Genomic DNA, 18,457 nt, shown 5'->3' on the forward strand with positions numbered 1-18,457 from the left:
CACATCGAGATGGTGGTGGACGATTGTCTCTTAAACAATGCCCTAAGCTTGACCGTCCGGAACTCCGATCAACGTGTGACCCCATCATCGACTGAGACTACTAATCACCGGCCTCACCAACCTGCCAGGCATCAGCCTGGCCAGGTTGTTCCAATAGACGGTTCCCGCGGAACCGTCTGCTTCCCCGCGTGGAGGCCAAGCTCATGGATCCTACGTTTGTTTCAGCCCGACTGGAAGTGCTGCACGGCGACACAATCAGGCTCTGGCCGAGCTTCGGCAGAACGATCACAGTGAGTGGTCCAACCATGCTACGGCGAACAATAGATCCTCATGCCGATGTTCGCCCGATTGGCCGACGTTTGGAGCGATGCCAAGTAGTAGGTCATCTGCCGAGACCGAGGACTTGGCTCAGGTTTATTGAGCTCATCGACCAGCGCCTGGCGTTCAAGGATGTTGCCTGCCCAGATCCAGATCTCCTTCTTGTAGCGAGCTGACCTGGCAGCGTCGCGTGCCCTCATCCAGAGCTTCGATCCCGGTTTATTGTCCCGCACGATGCGTCTGGTGATTTTTCCGCCCGCGATCGTGACGGGCTTTTTCCATTCGGCGGTCCGGTCCGGCAAAGACTCTATCCGCGTAAGGAAGGCGATGCTCGCCTGCGCTTGTCGGCCGACCGCCTGGAGCGAGTTCAGACTCATTGTGGTGTCGTCTACTTTCGCATGAACGAGCACCACTCGCGGATCGATATCGTCGATGCAAATGAAATCGCAAGTTTCTGTGCCACCGTCATCACAAACGACGACGGAAAACTGATCGAGCAAGGCCGCCATCGTCGGGTCCAACGCGCGTATCGCGTCTTGATGTTGGGTATCTGGTTTACCGTGAGCGGCAAAACCGAGCTGAGCGTAGACGCCTCCAAAAATGCTCTCTGACACCCATTCCTTGACGCTCGATTTCGCTCCACCCTTTTCAGTTTTGACACCCGCCAGCCACGGAGATCCGACCACGAACTCGAGCGGTCCTCCGGGCAAGTCCTTCGCTATTTCGTCAATCGACCGTCGAGGGTGATAAAAATGTTTCTGCGCGTAGATGAGAGATGGATCGGTAGGAATGACCCTGAAGGCCTGATCGCGTGTCAGCATGCCGGACAGCAGCTGCGGCTTCTCCTTTTGAGTAGAATCCTTCCCTATCAGGTAGGAGTCTAGACCGGGGCACTCGACGACGTAACGGCCGCGCCGCCGCAACGTCCCGGTGATCTCATATTTGAGCTTGCCCCCAAAGTGATCGTCATCGAGTTGTATGGAGAACGACCCATCCGCTTCGACATCGAGACATCGGTCGGCGGAGATCAAACCCGCAACGCGTTCCGGTTTCCAATTCGGTGGGGCGTCGGCGCCGCTTTCACCGATCAACTCGGCAAAGTCGAAAAGGACGTTCAAAGGGACCGCTTTGCCAGGGGACGGAGCCGGAACCGCTTGTGCAAATCGCTCAAACGCTTTGCTGGGTTTGTCTGCCGAATCCAATTGCGCGGATACGGACGCTATCCAACTGGCATATTCCGAGACCGGCACATATTTGCCGCCGCCATCGGACACTGCGGAGCGTTGAAGGGAGAGGTAGCGCAGAGCCGCGTTTGGGGCGCCGTCGCGACGAATAGAGGCGCGCACGGATGTGGTCGCCTGCATGCCCTGTGCGAGATCGTAGAAGCCCTCGCTGAAGTCTCGCATTCGCACGGTTGCAGCCCGGACACCCATGTCCGAAATGTCGAGACTAAGGGCCGAGGCAACGGTCACTCGAGACGTCTCGCCGGGCTTGGCCATCGGCACCAAGAGCTGCATTTTTTCCGGGGGCTCCGGTTCGAGGCCAAGCTGCTCCGGGTCTATGACGAGCCCTTCGGTGTCCATAAGGTATAATCGGTCACCGGTCGTGGACAGTGCCATTACGCCGAGGTTCCAGGTGGGCATTGCGCGCTGGGTGAGCAGCGGTGAGTTGCCCCAAAGCACGTAAGCGATCAGGCGGACGTTCGAGGGATCATCGGTGCCGTTGGGTCCAAGTATGGTGGCGTCATGACGATCTTCGAGCCCCATCGCTAGCCTTGAAGCTTCTGCGATTTCGTCGAGGGATTTTCTCCCAACGTTTCGCATCACATATGCGCGGCACGGCAGTTGGATATCGGCGAAACCGACCTGTTCGTCATCGATATCAAACCGGTCGCGGAAATCGCCCGAGATGTACTGGACAGCGGGCGAGGCAGATCGCAGCGTTTCAAAGAACTGCGTTTCCCTCCGGAGCGCATCGCTGGGATTGGCATCGAACCTTTTCTCATATGACAGGTAGCGCTCGAACCGCTCGGCAAGATCGGCACTGAATGTATCTCTTCCCATGATGAGAGCAGTCTCATCGCGCCTGCGGTCGCCATAGCGGAGAACGCGCCCAATCTGCTGTACGACGGCGCGACTGGTTGAGAACGGTTCGCTTATCGCTACCCCTCCGAATCGACTGTCATCGACCCCCTCAAGCAGCTTCCATTGATGCAGCCAAAATCGAACATCGGCAGTTTCGTCAGCTGCGAGGGCCTCTGTCACATTATGGAAACGCAGTGCTGAGGCGTTCCGCTTCTCCTTGTGATGGATGAGTACGCTTTTCTCGCCGAGTGCTAGGAGTTCGGTCCGCAGTGTGACTAGACTCTCGTGTGTGTCGCCACGCACAATGATACGGGCTCGGTCAGGTTTTTTTGGATTCGTCTCCTTGCCAACCGCCTCGGCGAAACGGATGAGCTGCTGCGAAAAGCTCTCGCCAGACGCTGCTCCAGGACTATCCGACAGGAACCTAACGCCGCGAATGAGCCGCCGCTGTTTCGCTTCATCGAACGAAAGGTTGAATGCGAAACGACCATCGATGTCGAAATAGCGGAAATCGTTCCGGTAGGGCGTGGCACTAAATAGGATCGTTGGAAGGCCAAGGCTCCGAATGCATTGGGACCAAATGAACGCCGGCTCATAATGGCTTTCGTCAACGATCACGAGATCGAAGCTGTTCAGCAGCGCGACGAGTTTCTTTCGGTCCGGTTCCTTGAGATCGTCGCTCTCCTCCGTGTCGGGCGGAACTGCGTCGGGGCCGACAGGCCTGCGACCGCTCAGGCGATGCGCGGGTCGGTCAGGCCGTAGAATCTGCTCCAGAGCGGCAAAAGTCCCGACTACAACGATTCGATCATCGGCGAGCGCTGCCAGGGTGGCAGCATCACTCGGTAGCAAGCGCCTGACGGGACCGTTTGACGCTCGCGATCCGATTGCGGGATCCCCGGCTGCGCGCTGCCGCACCTCGTTACCAGAATAGATCAGTCCAAACCGGCTCCAAAGACGCGTGTGGAGATCAATCAGCATCTGATCGACCAATGCCCTACGTGGCGTGATGACCAGCGTCCGCTTGATGTCGTCAAGAGCGCAAGCCAGCGTTGCGATTACGCCGGTCTTGCCTGTTCCAGTCGGCATCTTCACGAGAGCAGCGCCCTTGCTGTCTTTTATCGTGCGGCGAGCGGCTAAGTAGGCGAGCGAAAGGCCGACCGCACGACGCTGTGGCGCCCATAAGCCTTGGTCCGGCAAGTATGAGCCCTGGCTTACCGCGGCCGTCCAAAATGAGTGCGCGTCGAGTTGCGCGGAAAAGTGCTGGAAATGCTTTTCGCCCGCTTCCGTTATTGCATTCTTGTCGAGGGAAATGCGACCGCCTTGCCGATTGATGGATGAATGGTGTCTTCCATCGTCAGTTTCGAGTAAGTCTTGCAGCTGCAATTCGCCCCCCAAAAACCAGCTATTCGAGAAACCGTATCACCACCAAAGGCCCAGGTGGAAGAGTTGTTAGCGCTGCTGATTTGAAGTGATCTCAGATTCAACTAACGATGGGATTCCGACCGGATAGAGCGGGGCAAAGAATGGGAATAAGTTTCGTCGGCACAATTATTGGACAGTGAACGGAAATCCTCATGCCACAGCCGCCGCGCAAGCGAATAGCAATGTTTCTCGATGGGACTTGGAACACAGTCGCGGACAATACGAATGTGTGGCGACTCAATGCGCTCTGTGCAAGGACGAGCGCCGATGGGTTGGAACAGGTTCTTTACTACGATCAAGGGGTTGGCACGCGGCTGGGTGAGCGGTTCCGGGGTGGAATCCTCGGCTACGGTCTCGACCGTAACATCATGTCGGCGTATCGATGGTTGGTCGAAACCTATTCCCCCGGAGACGAGATTTTTGTCTTTGGCTTCAGCCGCGGCGCCTTCACAGCACGGTCGTTGGTGGGCTTGGTTGCCCGATGTGGTTTGCTTCAGCCTGGCGCTCCACTTTCCCTTGAAGAGGTCTTTGAACGCTATCGACGGGCGTTGACCCTGCGTCCGCTGTATAGACTCGAATTTGAACAGCGCGAGCTGCGGCGGCGCGAAAAGCGTCGCGGCACCGCAATGGACGATCCGCCGATCTACCCGCTGTCGCGCGAGGAAGCCTCCCTCTTGGCCTATTGCAAGCGCGTGCCGATCAAGATGGTTGGGGTGTTTGATACGGTCGGAGCGCTGGGCGTGCCCTTCGGGACCTCGCACTGGTTTCACAACACCCATCTCTCGACGATCTACAAAAACAGCTATCAGGCGCTCGGCATCGACGAGCATCGCGCTGCGTTCGCGCCGACGCTGTGGACCCACTTCACGCCTGATCCGCCCGATGCATCTGCTCGACGGTCGAAACGCAGTGCTAATATCACCGAGCAGCGCTGGTTCGTTGGTGCTCATGCCAATGTTGGAGGCGGCTATCCCGCCAACAAACTATCGCAGTTGCCGCTCGCCTGGATGGTCGAGAAAGCGGAAAGTCACGGTCTCACTTTCCGCTATCCTGTGATCGTCGACGGGGATTCTCACCGGGATCAGATCGTCGATTCGTATAGCCAGTTCATGTACGGTCTTTATTCGAAAGTGACCGACCGCCATCAGCGGATTATCGGCGCACCCCGCCGCACTGTGACGAAGGGGTACTCTGACAACGTCAACGAAAGCATAGACCCTTCCGTATTTGCCCGCTGGCGAGAAGACCGCCACTACCGGCCGCCGGGGCTCGTTGACTGGGCCGAACTTCGTAAGCTTGATCCAGCTCAGCTGACCGCAGTTACCCCCGCATGAGTTGCGGTTGGTTAGGCCGGAGTGGCTTCGGAGACCCCCGCTTTATCCAATAGAAAATTGACAAGCTGTTCGTCGAACCTTGCGCCGCGGCGCAGCTGCTGAATGGCGGTCGCACGCTCCAACAATGCTTGCCGGTTGCCGACGCTTTGGTTCGCCTTCCATGCTTCGAGCGCGGTGAAGTATGGTTCCAGAAGCGATCGGACCTCGACGAAGGCCGCCATCATCGCAGCAGTCATCGCGTGGTAAGGCGCTTCGCCATCGACAAACGTGTGGAGATTGGTTTCCGCATCCGTCAGCTGCGCTGCCATGACCGGATCGTGTGGATAGACTCGCCTATTCCGATCCGCACGAAGCACCGCCTCCATCGCTCCTTTCGTCCGCAGCGCCCATTCGCGGCGCACCCCCACCAGAGCGTCCCGCGCCAAGCCGCAAACATCGATTGTGGACCGTCCTCGACCGGCAGCCCTTTCTTCTGCCGTGAGTGCAGGCTGGAGAAATCCGTCGGCGAAGAACTGCAGGTGCAGATGGGGCTGATCCTCACAGGGGTTGAGCAGCATCGGACGCTCCAGGGCAACCGCGGCCGGCGTGGTGGCGTATGAGGTTCCAGGCAGGATCGGGAAGCGATTGGCCTTGCCCGACTTGCTCTTTACAATCTTTCCGTCCCTCGACCGATGATGCTGCTTTCGCTCGCGATTGCAGTCGATGCACGACGGTAGAAGGTTGCCCCAGTTGGCTGCAAGCCAATAGTAGCCGGGCTTTTTAAGAACGCCGTGCTCGTCGATGTACCCGCCCTTCGGACGATAGTGTTCCACTTCCATCTGCGCGAGATGGGGGTAGTTGCTCTCGCAGTATGCGCATCGTGTCCCGAACAGAGCCCGCAACGCATCTCTGACAGGCTCCTCCTTGTAAACGGAGAACGCCGGCGGCTTGGTCGGCTTTGGTGGCAGGGGATTTTTCTGTGGTGCTATCCCGCCGAAGAACCAGAGCGCATGTTCGAGTTCGGTCAACCCGTTTGAACCGATCTTGTTCAGTGCCGCGCACGCCGCCACGGCTTGGTCTCGAACGACCGTGATCACGCTGCGCCCTCCACCCTAACCAGTGCCTCGCTCCATATCGACGAAAGCTCGGCATCGAGCGACTGTTCGCGTTCGGCGAGCTCAATCTGGGCGGGCACCTCAATGCGGCGCGCGAGAAATCGGTCGATGGCCTCCAGCATGCGGCGCTCACGTTCGTTCACGCCAAGCTTCTGCTTTTGATTGATATCGTTGCGCAGTGTTTCCATTCGTTGGCGGTCATCGGGGCTCGGGTTGTCCTCCCGGAGAAGCGCGTAATACTCGTCGAAAAGTGATTGGAGCGAGGGATCGAGGGTGCTTTGCAGACCAAAGTGCTCGGACATCAGGATCTGGTCCACCCGCATTCCGTCGATCGCCGGCAAGTCGGCGCGCATATGGATTCCACCGCGTGGCCCGCGTTGCAGAACGGCAACTTCACCATGGTGCAGCCCCCGCAGACATAGGGGCTCGTGCGTGGTCGCTATGACCTGCATCCCAGGCAGGATGCTCCGTACGCTCTCGACAAATCGGAGCTTCCAGGAGGGATGGAGATGATTCCCCACCTCATCGATCAGGACCAGGCCTTGCGCCAGGTCCGGAGTCTTCCAAGCCGGCAAGACGACTGAGAGGATGTCGGCGATGAGCGCGATCACCGTCTGATAGCCGTCGCAGAGCCTGGGGAGCGGGATAAGGGCCCCCCTTTCGATTATCCCGACTTCTCCATCCTGGCGGACAAGCTCGCGTTCGACGTCGACTGTCAGCGCCTTCTTGATCGCACCAGCGGCGTAGTCGAAAGCTTCAGCCGGTGCCGTGAGAAGCCATTGCTGGGCATCAACCAGCGGGATGAAGGGATCGAATAGGTTCTCTACGCGAGCATAGTTCGTGCCTTGAACCTCGGAATTCGGTTTGCGCGGCAGCAAGCGCGTCGATCCGTAGGCGAGCAGCATGAGCTGCGCCTCTCTCCCCGTCGCGGTGATCGTTCCGTCGGCTTGAATGCGTAGGGTTCGCGGCTCGGTGGCACCTGTCAGTCTGATACTGACTTCCCCAAAGTCTGCCCCGTTCCTCACCATCCTGGGAACATCTAGGTGCAAGGCATCGACGAGTTTCCCTCGATAGCGCTCTCCGACGAGTGCAAGAGCGATAGAGTGCAGGACCGTGCTTTTGCCGGTCGCGTTTTCGCCCAAGAGCATTAGCCAAGGCGCGCGTTCACTCCCGTCGATCACGTTGAGGTCGAGGTTAGCGATAGCGCGCAAATTCTTGATCCGGACAGACTCGATCAGACGGTCTCGCGTGCTGACATAGGCCGCGACGGTTTGCTCGGTCTCGGCTTCAAGCGAATAGCTCTCTTGATCAGCCTGGAATTTGTTGAGCGCGGTTTGCGCGGCGCGTTCCTCACCTGAGGTGAACGCCTTGACCGAGGCCGCGAGGGGATCGTTTGCGAAGGCCAGAGCAACCATCCCGTTCGGCTTCGCCGCTATCGCCTGACTGACGAGTTGCCGGCACATGCTCGCATAAGGGGCCTCGGGCGACATCATTTCCTTCAGGCGATTGACGATCTCGGTGTTGATCTGAGGCCCATCAGGACTCCCCTCTGAAAGCGACAGCACTTCGAGCTGACTGAGGACAGCGCGAGCGGTCTGCTGCCGGGCTTTGACCAACTCGGCACGGTTCAGTGAGAGAATTTCAATCGTCGTTAGCCCACGCGGGTCGTTGCACGAAACTGTGCCGTTCGACGAGAAGAGGAGGATATTCTCAACATCGTCGACGCATGGGTCCAGCAGGAGTGGGCATTCTTTGAGAAGCTCAGATGCCGAGGCGAGTACGGGGGCCCGGTCCTTTTCGTCCTCGAGCGGGAATCTCCCGCCCTTGGCTCGACTGCACATCGAGCAGGAAAGGTAGAGGTTGGTCCACTCGTTCGTCAGCCACCAATAGTGCAGCGGGAGGTACGTGCTGCCTGCGTCGAGCACCCCGCCCTTTGGCCGGAAATTGTCGACATCGCCATAGCCGATCGCCGCAATCTGCGACTCGCAATACGCGCACTTCCCGTTGAACAGTTTTGCGAGAGCATCCCTTACGGTCTTGTGGCGGTACAGTTTGAATTCGAAGCGCGAGTGTTGCCGCTTCTTGTCGAACTCGCTGTAAAACGCGCTTGCCTTTTGAAATTCTTCGTCCGCCGCGCCGCCTCTTCCGCGCCGCAGTACTTCAGGGAAAGGAACGCTGTCTCGATCAACTTTGATCACGGTCTTCATCCCCTAAGGCTCGCCTGCAAGGCAGTGAACACTGCCGAAAGCGCGATGTCCAATACTACAGGCGATTCTGAAGCCAGGATCGATACCGGAACCCACCTTTCGTCTTGCTTGCCCTCGCGGTGCAACGGAACCGGTCCAAGTGAGTTGGCGGATCCTGCCAATCTAAGCGGCACTCAAAAAAAGAGAGAGAGAGAGAGRGGAAACCAAAGATATCCTCTTGAAGTTTTCTCCGCCCCCGCAAATCCCGCCTTAGCGCGCAATTGGCAATTAATCCAAGATAACCGCTGTCGCCGTTCTTCGTCGACTACCACACGCTTGACCTCATCAAGGTCCATCGCCGCGGCAGGCGACAGGCGTGCCACCTTGGCCCAATGATAGAATTCGCGTCTATTGCCGTGTAAGCGCGCCCTCGTCGCGCGGCGTCGCGCTTCGTAGTGGGCGTTTTTTCTTCAGCCACGAGCAGCCGCCGCGCGTCGTCTTGCCAGCGTCGACGTAAATTCTTGCGGTATGCCAGCCACCGTCGAATGACCTCAAACATCGTGCTGATGAGACCTCATACACAACGTCAGGGATGGAAGCCCGAAGGGTGAAGACCTCAGGGCTTCAGCTTTGCCAACAGCCCGGCCCGACGGGCGACGCAACATCCCATCCTCTCGCTTCATCCGACACATCTCACTCGGAATGCGCCTGGTCCGATCGCGCCCGCTCCACAGCTCGCCTGTTTCGCTCACTTTCCTTGATCCACTCCGGCGACTTGGTCAGGTTGTCGAGATCCGCGATCGCAGGTTCAATGAGAGTCTGCGGCACACCATCGTCGTTGAATGTGCGTTGCATATAACTCCCCACACGCGGAGAGCCGTAGAGCAAGCGGGACGATCTTCGCAGATAGTCGATTGCGCCTGTGTGCTTGGTCACAAAGCTAACCAGCATGGAGTGCAGCTTTTTCTGATTGGAATTCAGACGACGGCGATCAAGAAATGTTCTGGGCATCACTAGAAGGTGGTCATCCCCATTTGCGAACGGCGTCGCAAGCGCAAAGTCCCTGACAATCTCCTTATCCAGGACCTTGATCACAGGTTTGAACCTGTGGGATTCCTGCAGTTTCTGAAATTCGGCGCAGATCAGGCCGCCTGAGTAAGGCACGGCAAAGAACGTTATGTTCGTGCGCTCATCGAACCCGCGACGCCGCTGCCCCAGCTCCACGAGGGCGGGCCAGAGAGTGGATGCCGCGTTGTGCAACGCGGTGAATGAAAAGTGCGGTGACCTGTCTCGCGTCATCACCCGCCGATGAAAGTGTCCCGTGGCGCCGACCACATCGTTCGTCTGCAGGAGCCATACACCCCAACGCCAAAACACAAAGGTGTTGGTCGCACCGTTCAAGAAGGCCTCACCGCCGACTTCCATTTTCGCTGCGCTCATGTGGTACGCGCTGACACCGATCGCGGCTTCGCCAACCTCCTCACTTTGGTGCACGACCATCTCGAAAATAGCTTCAGGCATGCGCCGCTGAAGTTCGTCGTGGACCTCATGCGCGCGTTGGACGACGTGCTGCCAAGAGACGATATCCTGTCCGTACCCCTCATACGCCAGCAATAGGATGTTCTGCGGCAGCCCGGCGATACTCGCCCGCGAAGCGAGGAACTCGTTCAGCCGCATGCTGAATTCAGGATGGTTCCCTTCAAACATAGTCAACGCACGGGCTCCGAACGATTTTAAGCTGCACGCTAATACACATGTCAGCCGCTTTGTCATCTCAGCGAAAATCCCGGGCCTTCACTTTGATCTCGTCGATGTGTCCGAAAGGATCGACGAGATCCGGGGACGCCCCTCTCAAGTCGGCGGTAAAATCAGTTGGAAACAGCGGGAAAAGGTTGGAGACAAGTTGGCCAGGCGTTGACGGAAGGTCATCAGGCCAGCGTGTCCGTGCCCTGAGAGCGTCGGTCAAACGTAAAATTTGAACTGCTGTTTCCCCTCTCCCTTGGCCGAGCCCATTGTGAGAACATCGCCCACCATGCGCGCGAAGCGAACGGTGACCGGCAGTCCGTCGTTGAAGTTGCAAGAATTGTAGTTGATCTTTGTGAGGCCCATTATGTCGGCCAAGACTGTCCGAATGTTGGGCTTTGCTCGCTTGCTGCGCATGAGGGTTATGTGCAACGGATTCGGAGTTTCAGGCCCAATATAAGTGTCGAGCTGAGGGACATACCCAGTCGTCCAAAGATAGGCCGTCTGCTCGTCGAGCAGCAGCGCCGTTCCACGCAACACCGGATAGTCACCGTCCCTGAAAAGTTTCGTCTCGCCGGAGGTGGTTCTAATCCTTACCCCGACGACGTCCGTCTCCTTCGGGGCGGCGTCGACGAATGCATTCCATTCCTCGTCGTTGAAGAACGTCTGGCCATGGATGAAGAGCTCTTTCGGAGGCTCGCCGTGCATTGAGCGGTATGTGTTGAGCACGACCTCCAGGAGATTCGTCGCTGCCTCCGCCTTGAGATGATACTCGTACTCCCCGGTCTTCCACGGACCGTTCGCTCCTCGGAAGACGATACCGTCTCCTTCGTTCAGAAACATCTGCGCCGCGCAGCAAGCGTGTCCGTTGGGATCGTTCGGCAAATTCTTGTAGACCATGCCGATGTAACAGACGCCCGGCCGAACGCCGGCCAGCCGCCACGGAGGCCGCGGTTGCGTCTTGTAATAGAGGCCGGTCGCCAGGTTCCATGCGACCGTCGCCGCATCCTGTGTCCGCCGAATTGGGTAGTTGGCGCTGTTCAGGAAGGCTCCGGGCGCGAGTGTCGTCTCCCTGACCAGCTGCGTCGGGGCGATGTTCAGAAACTCCGCCTTGATCCTGCGATGGAAGTCGGGGACATCATCGAAAATCTCCTCAACGGTTTGGTCGATGACGCCAGCCGAAGCCAATAGTGGCAGATTCGATCTCGCCTTTTGCCTCTTCGCGAAATCGCCTTTCTCCATTGGGAGGCCAGTTCGCTTGGAGCCGGGTCGGCAGCGCTCGTAGACAATTTCGGGCAGAACCAGCACCCACACGTCTATGGACTGCTCTTCGTTCCGCAGATGCTTCTTCACTCGATCTATGTAAAGCCGCGCAACCTTCTCAACCGCCTCGTTGAGGTTCCATACTCGGCTTACCCGATCTATGTCATGCAACGGAATTGAGAGAAATGAGCATTTGTCCGGATCGTACGAGATCCCGAATGCTGCCTCGAGCCCAGGAAAGTTGGCGAGGTGCAGCCTGTCCTTCTTTTCGCCTTTCCCCGGAGGGGGGACCTGAACAACATCATTCAGCTTGTGGCTCCAGGTCCGAAAATGGACGATGCCTTCATTGGTCCCGACGACGCCGACACTGATTTCACGCGTCTTTTTTGCTCGGGCGTGGGGGCCATAGAGGAACAGGCCATCCTTTGGATGCGGGCTGCGTTGCGAGAACGCGAACTCGAGGTCGGGCTCATCGAAATGCTCTATCAGAAGTGATTTTTCCGGGAACTTCATCCTTCGAGTTCCTCCTCGCTCTCAGGTCGCCCCAACGTGCTTAGGTCTGTCTCTTCATCATCTGGATCCAGCACGTCTGGCAGAGCCGTGCTGACCGGCGACGAGAACAGAATCGGCGACGCTTCGAGCAAGATCGACTGCGCCGCGGAAAGCTCAAGGCGTATGTAGGCCGAATCGGGTGAAAGCAGCTCGAGGAACGCCAGCATCCGCCCATACCACTGCTTGTTGCGCCATCCGCTGCAGATGGATCGGCGCAAGCGGTGCAGCTTCTTCTTGTCATCGATCGCGACCCCTGCCGGCGTTCCGTTGTCGACCGAAAACAGCACGCGGGATTTCAACTTGAAGTGCCAGAAGGGCCAGAAGGATGGCAGAGCCGTAACGCCATACTCCCATATATGCTTCTTGGCCGAATTCCGGAGCGCCGAAGATCGTCGCTCGCCCTGCCTGCCCCACGGTATCCGTTGCCCTGTCGCGGCCAGCGCGGCGGAGGCGTGAAAGCCCGTTCCGTTGGAATACTCATACTCGACAAGCCCGCGAGCTCTGCAGAACGAATACCAGGCGCGCTTGAACATCGTGACTATGAGATTTGAAGCAACCTGCCGCTCCACCTCGAGTTTGGAAGAACCCTTTTCGATGAACTCTAGAAGCGGAATCTCGTGTTTCAGCCGAAACCTCCCGACGGATTGGAAAGCCGCGTCAATTTCCGCCTGATCGGCAAATGAGAGTATTCCTGAGCCGAGGGGTGCCGACGGGTAGGCGAAGCCGGCGATCGCTTTTTCCAGAAATCTTTGATCGGTCGCCCCGGAACTCTCGAAAAAGCGGATGACATCGGGAGCCTCAACGATGCGAAGCCAGTTCGACCTCAGACGTTCCGGCTCCCTGACCAAAGGGACCGCGCCGCGCCTGCGAAATGTCTCCCAATTCGGATCGATGATGGCGTCGTCGAGCTTGCGAGGGACCTTCTGCCTTTGCAGTGCCGCGAGGAGCGACGTCAGTCCGTCGCCCCAGCCGCGGACGAAGTCGACCGCAACGGCGTCTCCGATGCCCTTGACCTTCCGCGCGGGTCCGAGTCGAAGCGGGATTATGAAACGGCCATCCTTGAGCTCGCGCGCCATCTCTAACGCGATATCGATATCCTCCTGAACATGTGGGTCGGCGAGTGTGATCTCGCGGCTGATGAGAAGCACTTTCGCAGCTCGATACTGCAGGGCGAGGTTGATTTCTCGGCGCCACCGATCTCCGGGTTGAAGCGTCAGGATATCCGCGAACACCCGGTATCCCTCCGCCTCGAGCTTCGGGGCAAGCCAGAGCGTGAATTCGTCGTCTACAGGTGAGGATTTTATCAAGAAGATGACATCCCGTTCCGCCTTCGGCGAAGCTGGCTGCGTTTCCTCGCCGACGGAGGCAGCGGGTGGAAGCAGCCTAGCGAGCGCGGGAGGAACTGATCCGACTTGCGTGATCGCCTTGGCAACGGCGCCAGTAATGACGCTCTCCAAAACGCCGGTGCTGTGCGCCCAGAGCCCTTGATGCGCGACTTCGATGTCCTGGTATTTGCGCAGCAACGCGTTCAAGTCGTCAGCGCCGAGGATGTCGCCCGGCATCTTTAGCGCGGGACCAATCGCCAGCGCGAGCGCACTCTTGTTTCCTGGTGTGAGCGCCACCGACGTGACGAGAATGTAGCGCTTCGGATCGAGCAATTCGATGCTGGCGCGCTCAGCCGACATCTTGGACTTCAGCTTCGAGAAACCCGATCGGGCATAGTGCTTTGCCTGCAGCACAACTGTCCCATCCGCCGAAACATGCCGTCCGTCCATCGCATCGTCGGGACCCGCGGGAAAGGTTTCCAAGCGCAGCCCTATTTCCCGACCGACGAGATCACTTGCCAGTCTTTCAAAATCGGTGGGTGACAAGCTTGAGAAGTCATAGTTCATACACGCAGCTTGGGAGCTTTGCGCATCGGCAGTCAAGCAAGCCGGCACACGTAACGGCGGCATTTGGGCCTTAACAACAACAAGTTTGTTGCTAGGCTGATATTGGAGGCCGTAACTCTGCGGCAATTGGTTTTTCACACCGATTGAGCAAGGGTGCTTCTAAGCGCGCAACGGTCGGGGTAGAGGGCTACTTCGGTCGCGCCGTGATCAAGGATCAGGAATGAGCAATATCTCTAACGAACAATCGCTCGAGATCGTACGAGCCCGCGAGGCGGTCGTTCCAACGCGGCGACCGGTGGCGGCGGGGCTGGAGGAAATTCTCTTTGAAGTCCTCCCCGTGCTTGATCACGGGTTTGTCAGGGTGGTCGATTATATGGGAGACGACAGCGCCATCGTGCAGGCTGCCCGCGTTTCGTACGGTCGAGGCACGAAGCAGGTGTCCGAGGACAGCAATCTCATCAACTATCTTCTGCGTCATTGGCACACGACGCCGTTCGAAATGGCCGAGATCAAGCTGCACGTGAAGATGCCGATCTTCGTTGCCCGGCAGTGGATCAGGCATCGCATGGCAAACGTGAATGAGTATTCGGCGCGGTACTCCATCCTCGACCGCGAGTTTTATGTTCCGGCTACCGAGCAGCTTGCCGCGCAATCGGTTCAAAACCGGCAAGGACGGGGTGAAGTGGTCGGTGCCGAAGAAGCCAAGCATGTGCTTCGTATTCTGACCGAGGATGCGGAACGGAACTACGATCATTACCTCGACTTGCTCAACCACGACGAAGACGGCAAACGCCTGGATGAGGGTCGTCAAGGGTTGGCGCGGGAGCTAGCGCGCATGAACCTTACCTTGAATTTTTACACGCAGTGGTATTGGAAGACCGATCTCCATAACCTCATGAATTTTCTGCGGCTGCGCGCCGATCCCCATGCGCAATATGAAATCCGCGCCTATGCGGAGGTGATATTGGACGTGATGCGAAAGTGGGTTCCGCTGACTTATGAAGCGTTCCGGGAACACCGGTTGGAGGCCGCCACGTTTTCGGGTCAGGCGATGCGCGCTTTGCTCAGGATGCTCGCCGGGGAGACGGTCACGCATTCGGACACGTCGATGACGAAACGCGAATGGGATGAGTTTCGGGCTAAACTCGGTCTGACTTAATGGGCGGAAACCTGGACCAGGATGTTCTTAGCCGCCGCGCGGCCTATGGCGAGTGTGAGCGGGCACTCGAGGGCTTTGCGCGCCGGGCAAGCGTTCTCACGGTTCCGAACAAGTGGCCCTTTGAAGCTCGGCCAGGTGGCGCGGCAGCTGGCGCTCAACTCGCAGTCAGCTGGGCTCGATCCAACAATCCAGCGACCCTTCAGCTAGCCTCCGACGAAGCGCCTGAGGACGCCGCGAGGTCGTTGCTTCACCGGACATACGGTCTTGTAGCGACCGTCTTCGCGGATCGCATCATCGGCCGCGATGGGCGTCGGGACGTAACGGCTGGCATGCTGAAACTCGCTGTCGCGCGCCTGCGCGAACTCTACAGCGGCGACCTCGACCGGATGATTCATGGCGGGGTGATCGCATTGCTGTCGGTGGATCATATCGAGCTGGATGGTCCGAACCCCCTCCTCTACCAGCCAGTGTCAGGTGCAGTGCGCGGCGACCTTCAAGGCGTAGTGAATCGCGCGTTGGGAAGACTGGTCAATCGCCAGCGCCTGCGCCTCGAGGAGGTCGAGACCGATGTTATCGCCGGTCTGCTCAAGGAGCTGTTTTCGAACACGCATGTTCATGCCCGGACAGATCTCAACGGCGCCTTCTATCGGCGCTCTGCAAGAGGCATTCTCTTCGCCTTAAGGCCAGTCGACACTCCCCATGATAGTCACGCTGGGGGGCTCAAGGTTTTGCGCGAATACTACGCCAGTATAGCCGATGCGTCGGCACGGCCACGCGTCGAGTTTCTGGAGATATCTGTTTTCGACAGCGGTCCAGGCTTGGCGGCCAGAGCGCTGGGCAAGCCGGTAGAACAGGCGATGCCCATCAACCAAGAGTATGATCTCGTTCGTGGATGCTTCCTGAAAAACTTCACGACGCAGAGCGACCCAAGTCATGGCCTCGGGTTGCCACGTGTAGTGCAGGCTCTGAAGGCGTGCGGGGGCTTCATGAGGTTGCGGACGGGCCGACTGTCGCTTTGCAAGTGGTTCCCGCCTCGAACGCAGAACGTGCAGTTCTCGCCTGATGATACTCGGTTCATCGATGCCGGCGGAGACGACGAAATCAAGAGCTACGCGCCCGTCACGGGAGCTTCGTTTTCGATCCTGATACCAATGGGATTGGGAAGCTGATGAGCTCGTTTTTCCACTACCGTTGGCAGAAAAACGGCGTCGGCAACGCCTTGGTTCTCGTCACAACACTCCCGTTTTTCAGCATCCAGGATCTGATACGGATCGTCGATGAAGACAGGCTCGGTGGACGTCCCTATCCCGACAGCCTGATTATTGTCGTGCCAAGCGATGCCGCCGCCACGGCACGAACGAGCGTGAAGAGATCAATCGAAGCCGGTACTGCGCTGCGCTTGGCCAATGCACTCGTACCAGTCGTCATTGTGTCATTCGACGCCCAAGGTAGAATGAAAACAGGTGCAAGCTCGACGCTGCAAGGTTCAATAATACTTGCAAAGGAGGCCTTTCGCTCGCTTCGAGCTGCCGGAATTCGCCACTTGGCAGAGACGCGTGAAGCTGTGCTCGTTGCGCCTTCTGGACATCATTTCATCCACCCGCGCAGAAGGCACTCGGCCGCTTTCTTTCGGGCTGCAAACATGCTCATCCAGGGTGAGGAGATCGGCTTTTTATCGTTGGTACTCCTTCCCCATCTCCACGATAGCATCAAGAAGGTCTGGGTCGACTCCTCATCGATTTCGGTTCTGGTGTTTGCAGCGTATTCTCTCAAGAGCCGACTTCGCCGCGACTTTATCACCCCGCGTGTGACGAGTTTCTCGTCATACGAAGGACTTGAAAAACTGAGCATCCAAGATCCGGACAGCGAGCTGGTCGTGATATCGGCCACCGCAACGGGCTCGTTGCCAAAGCAGGTGTTCGAGCAGACGAAGCTTCCGCCCCAGCGCGTGGTGACGCTATTTTCTACCGCTCATCAAGTGCCGGGCACCGTTGTTTTCGACGCGCGCGGTGAGATCCAAGGCCTTGATCCTTTGTCGATGGAGGTTTTCGAGCAGGAGCGGTGCCCTTGGTGCAGGAATGGCTCGCGAACGATCACCTTCGTCGGCGACCAGTTTCTTGCCGACGCTGCGACGGTCACGCCATACATGCTGGTTCATACCGATGCGCCAGCTCGGTTGCGCGATGTGATGAGGAAGTATCGGGGCAAGCGTGCCTTTGCCCTGCGGCGCAACCCCGATGGCGACCTTCATCGGCTGTTCGTCGACCTTGATCACACGCTCCTTAGTGACGGCGGGAAAAGCGCGATTGAGACTGTCGTCCGACGACACGCTCCAGCCTCGACGAGCCATGTTTTGGCGCTTCGCGGGAGGGAAAGTATCGCGCTCGCAGAGCGCGTTGCAGACGAGATCGAAGGTCTTGGCCTGCGCCGCCCGCATGTCATGCACGGTACTGACCTCGACAAAGGAAAAGAGGATCGTAGAGGCGTGGTCGTCGTTGCAGCAAGCGTTGGATCCGGTCAGTCCTTTCAGGACGCAAGCCGCGACCTCCGCGATAGGTTCAAGAGCCTCCCAAGGACGTTCTTGGCGGGACTGCGAAAGTACAGCGCGGCCGAGCACCAAGTGACCTTGTTGCGCGACCTCGAGCACAACAATCAGTCGCCCAAACACACAATGTGTTTTGTCGACGACATGATGTTGCCTCACCCAAACCAGTTCACCGCTTGGAGCCGAGAACTGCGATTCTGGAACAACGCGCTCCTGCCGCTAAGGATGATAGATCCCGAGGATGCCGCCATTGCGGCCATCGAGAGTCGCATAGCCACTATATCGGGAGATATCGGTGGAGATGACCTTTTCCTAAGAACAAGTTCCGACGATGCGCTCAAGCTCCGGCAGGGTTTCGCATTCTGGGCCGGGGACTACGAGAAAGAGGATACCACGCAGGGCGATGTCTTTTCGACGATCGCGGCGGTTCTTGAGAACTGCCGGAAGGTACCGAAGCCGAAGCAGACGTCGGCGCCGCTGTCTCAATCGCCGTTCCATCTCAACGTGCTGTCGAGCGAAAATTTCACTCGCTATAACGACGGGATCATCCAGGCGGCGCTGTTGCGTGCTTCGTTCCCTCACGAGCTCAATTTTGCTGATGTGCAAACCGAAAAGCACAGCACGAAGATGGCCAACCTGATCGTCAAGATGCTCGCCCAGCACGGCGAAAGCCAGGGTGAGGCGTGTCTCGAATTCCTTCTGGCACTGGCGACAAAGCGGCTGGCGCTCGCCGAGCGGGATATCGGACGAATTGCCGCTGCTCCACGCGAGGGACTCCCCAGTCTCTTTTCTATTGTACTTGCCTACGCGGTTGGCGAGGCAACAGAGGTTCCCGACGATCCTTTGGGGCCGCCGGCTTAGGGGC

10 protein-coding genes are annotated in these 18,457 nt (G+C 58.2%); 4 read left to right on the forward strand and 6 right to left on the reverse strand.

What is annotated here, in order from left to right; all coding sequences use genetic code 11:
* Positions 1–308: 308 nt before the first annotated feature.
* Entirely contained in the window at positions 309–3,785 is a 3,477-nt protein-coding gene (locus AC1DXN_RS23800) for a DEAD/DEAH box helicase (protein WP_477276401.1), read from the reverse strand.
* A gap of 191 nt (positions 3,786–3,976) precedes the next feature.
* Here AC1DXN_RS23800 and AC1DXN_RS23805 point away from each other — a divergent pair, with 191 nt between their 5' ends.
* Entirely contained in the window at positions 3,977–5,158 is a 1,182-nt protein-coding gene (locus AC1DXN_RS23805) for a DUF2235 domain-containing protein (RefSeq protein ID WP_477276403.1), read from the forward strand.
* A gap of 11 nt (positions 5,159–5,169) precedes the next feature.
* Here AC1DXN_RS23805 and AC1DXN_RS23810 read toward each other — a convergent pair whose 3' ends face one another.
* From AC1DXN_RS23810 to AC1DXN_RS23830, 5 genes are all read right to left on the reverse strand, one after another.
* On the reverse strand, positions 5,170–6,234 hold the full coding sequence (locus AC1DXN_RS23810; RefSeq protein ID WP_477276405.1) for an HNH endonuclease family protein: 1,065 nt from the start codon (positions 6,232–6,234) through the stop codon (positions 5,170–5,172).
* A complete protein-coding gene (locus AC1DXN_RS23815; protein WP_477276407.1) occupies positions 6,231–8,459 on the reverse strand; it encodes an AAA family ATPase in 2,229 nt (742 codons plus the stop codon). The genes AC1DXN_RS23810 and AC1DXN_RS23815 overlap by 4 nt, the downstream gene beginning before the upstream one ends.
* Positions 8,460–9,131: 672 nt before the next feature.
* Positions 9,132–10,151, reverse strand: coding sequence for a glycosyltransferase family 47 protein (locus tag AC1DXN_RS23820; protein ID WP_477276409.1), 1,020 nt, complete (start codon positions 10,149–10,151; stop codon positions 9,132–9,134).
* Positions 10,152–10,400: 249 nt separating this feature from the next.
* A complete protein-coding gene (locus AC1DXN_RS23825) occupies positions 10,401–11,957 on the reverse strand; it encodes an argonaute/piwi family protein (protein WP_477276411.1) in 1,557 nt (518 codons plus the stop codon).
* Positions 11,954–13,888: a toll/interleukin-1 receptor domain-containing protein gene (locus AC1DXN_RS23830; protein WP_477276413.1), complete on the reverse strand. Its 1,935-nt coding sequence runs from the start codon at positions 13,886–13,888 to the stop codon at positions 11,954–11,956. The genes AC1DXN_RS23825 and AC1DXN_RS23830 overlap by 4 nt, the downstream gene beginning before the upstream one ends.
* A gap of 220 nt (positions 13,889–14,108) precedes the next feature.
* Between AC1DXN_RS23830 and thyX the strand changes: the two genes are divergently transcribed.
* From thyX to AC1DXN_RS23845, 3 genes are all read left to right on the forward strand, one after another.
* The gene (thyX, locus tag AC1DXN_RS23835; RefSeq protein WP_023699069.1) at positions 14,109–15,047 is read left to right on the forward strand and encodes an FAD-dependent thymidylate synthase; all 939 of its coding nucleotides are present in this window, start codon (positions 14,109–14,111) and stop codon (positions 15,045–15,047) included.
* A gap of 329 nt (positions 15,048–15,376) precedes the next feature.
* On the forward strand, positions 15,377–16,216 hold the full coding sequence (locus AC1DXN_RS23840) for a hypothetical protein (protein ID WP_244846076.1): 840 nt from the start codon (positions 15,377–15,379) through the stop codon (positions 16,214–16,216).
* Complete coding sequence (locus tag AC1DXN_RS23845; RefSeq protein ID WP_477276416.1) at positions 16,216–18,453, forward strand: hypothetical protein; 2,238 nt, start codon at positions 16,216–16,218, stop codon at positions 18,451–18,453. Before AC1DXN_RS23840 ends, AC1DXN_RS23845 begins: the two co-directional genes overlap by 1 nt.
* Positions 18,454–18,457 lie beyond the last annotated feature (4 nt).

It is taken from the genome of Mesorhizobium sp. P2_H9, from assembly GCF_056403215.1.

Bases quoted from the DNA above. Each gene is read 5' to 3' on its own strand.
- AC1DXN_RS23805 (WP_477276403.1), top strand. From the start codon at position 3,977: ATGCCACAGCCGCCGCGCAAGCGAATAGCAATGTTTCTCGATGGGACT.
- AC1DXN_RS23815 (WP_477276407.1), bottom strand. From the start codon at position 8,459: ATGAAGACCGTGATCAAAGTTGATCGAGACAGCGTTCCTTTCCCTGAA.
- AC1DXN_RS23825 (WP_477276411.1), bottom strand. From the start codon at position 11,957: ATGAAGTTCCCGGAAAAATCACTTCTGATAGAGCATTTCGATGAGCCC.
- AC1DXN_RS23830 (WP_477276413.1), bottom strand. From the start codon at position 13,888: ATGAACTATGACTTCTCAAGCTTGTCACCCACCGATTTTGAAAGACTG.
- thyX (WP_023699069.1), top strand. From the start codon at position 14,109: ATGAGCAATATCTCTAACGAACAATCGCTCGAGATCGTACGAGCCCGC.
- AC1DXN_RS23840 (WP_244846076.1), top strand. From the start codon at position 15,377: ATGCTGAAACTCGCTGTCGCGCGCCTGCGCGAACTCTACAGCGGCGAC.
- AC1DXN_RS23845 (WP_477276416.1), top strand. From the start codon at position 16,216: ATGAGCTCGTTTTTCCACTACCGTTGGCAGAAAAACGGCGTCGGCAAC.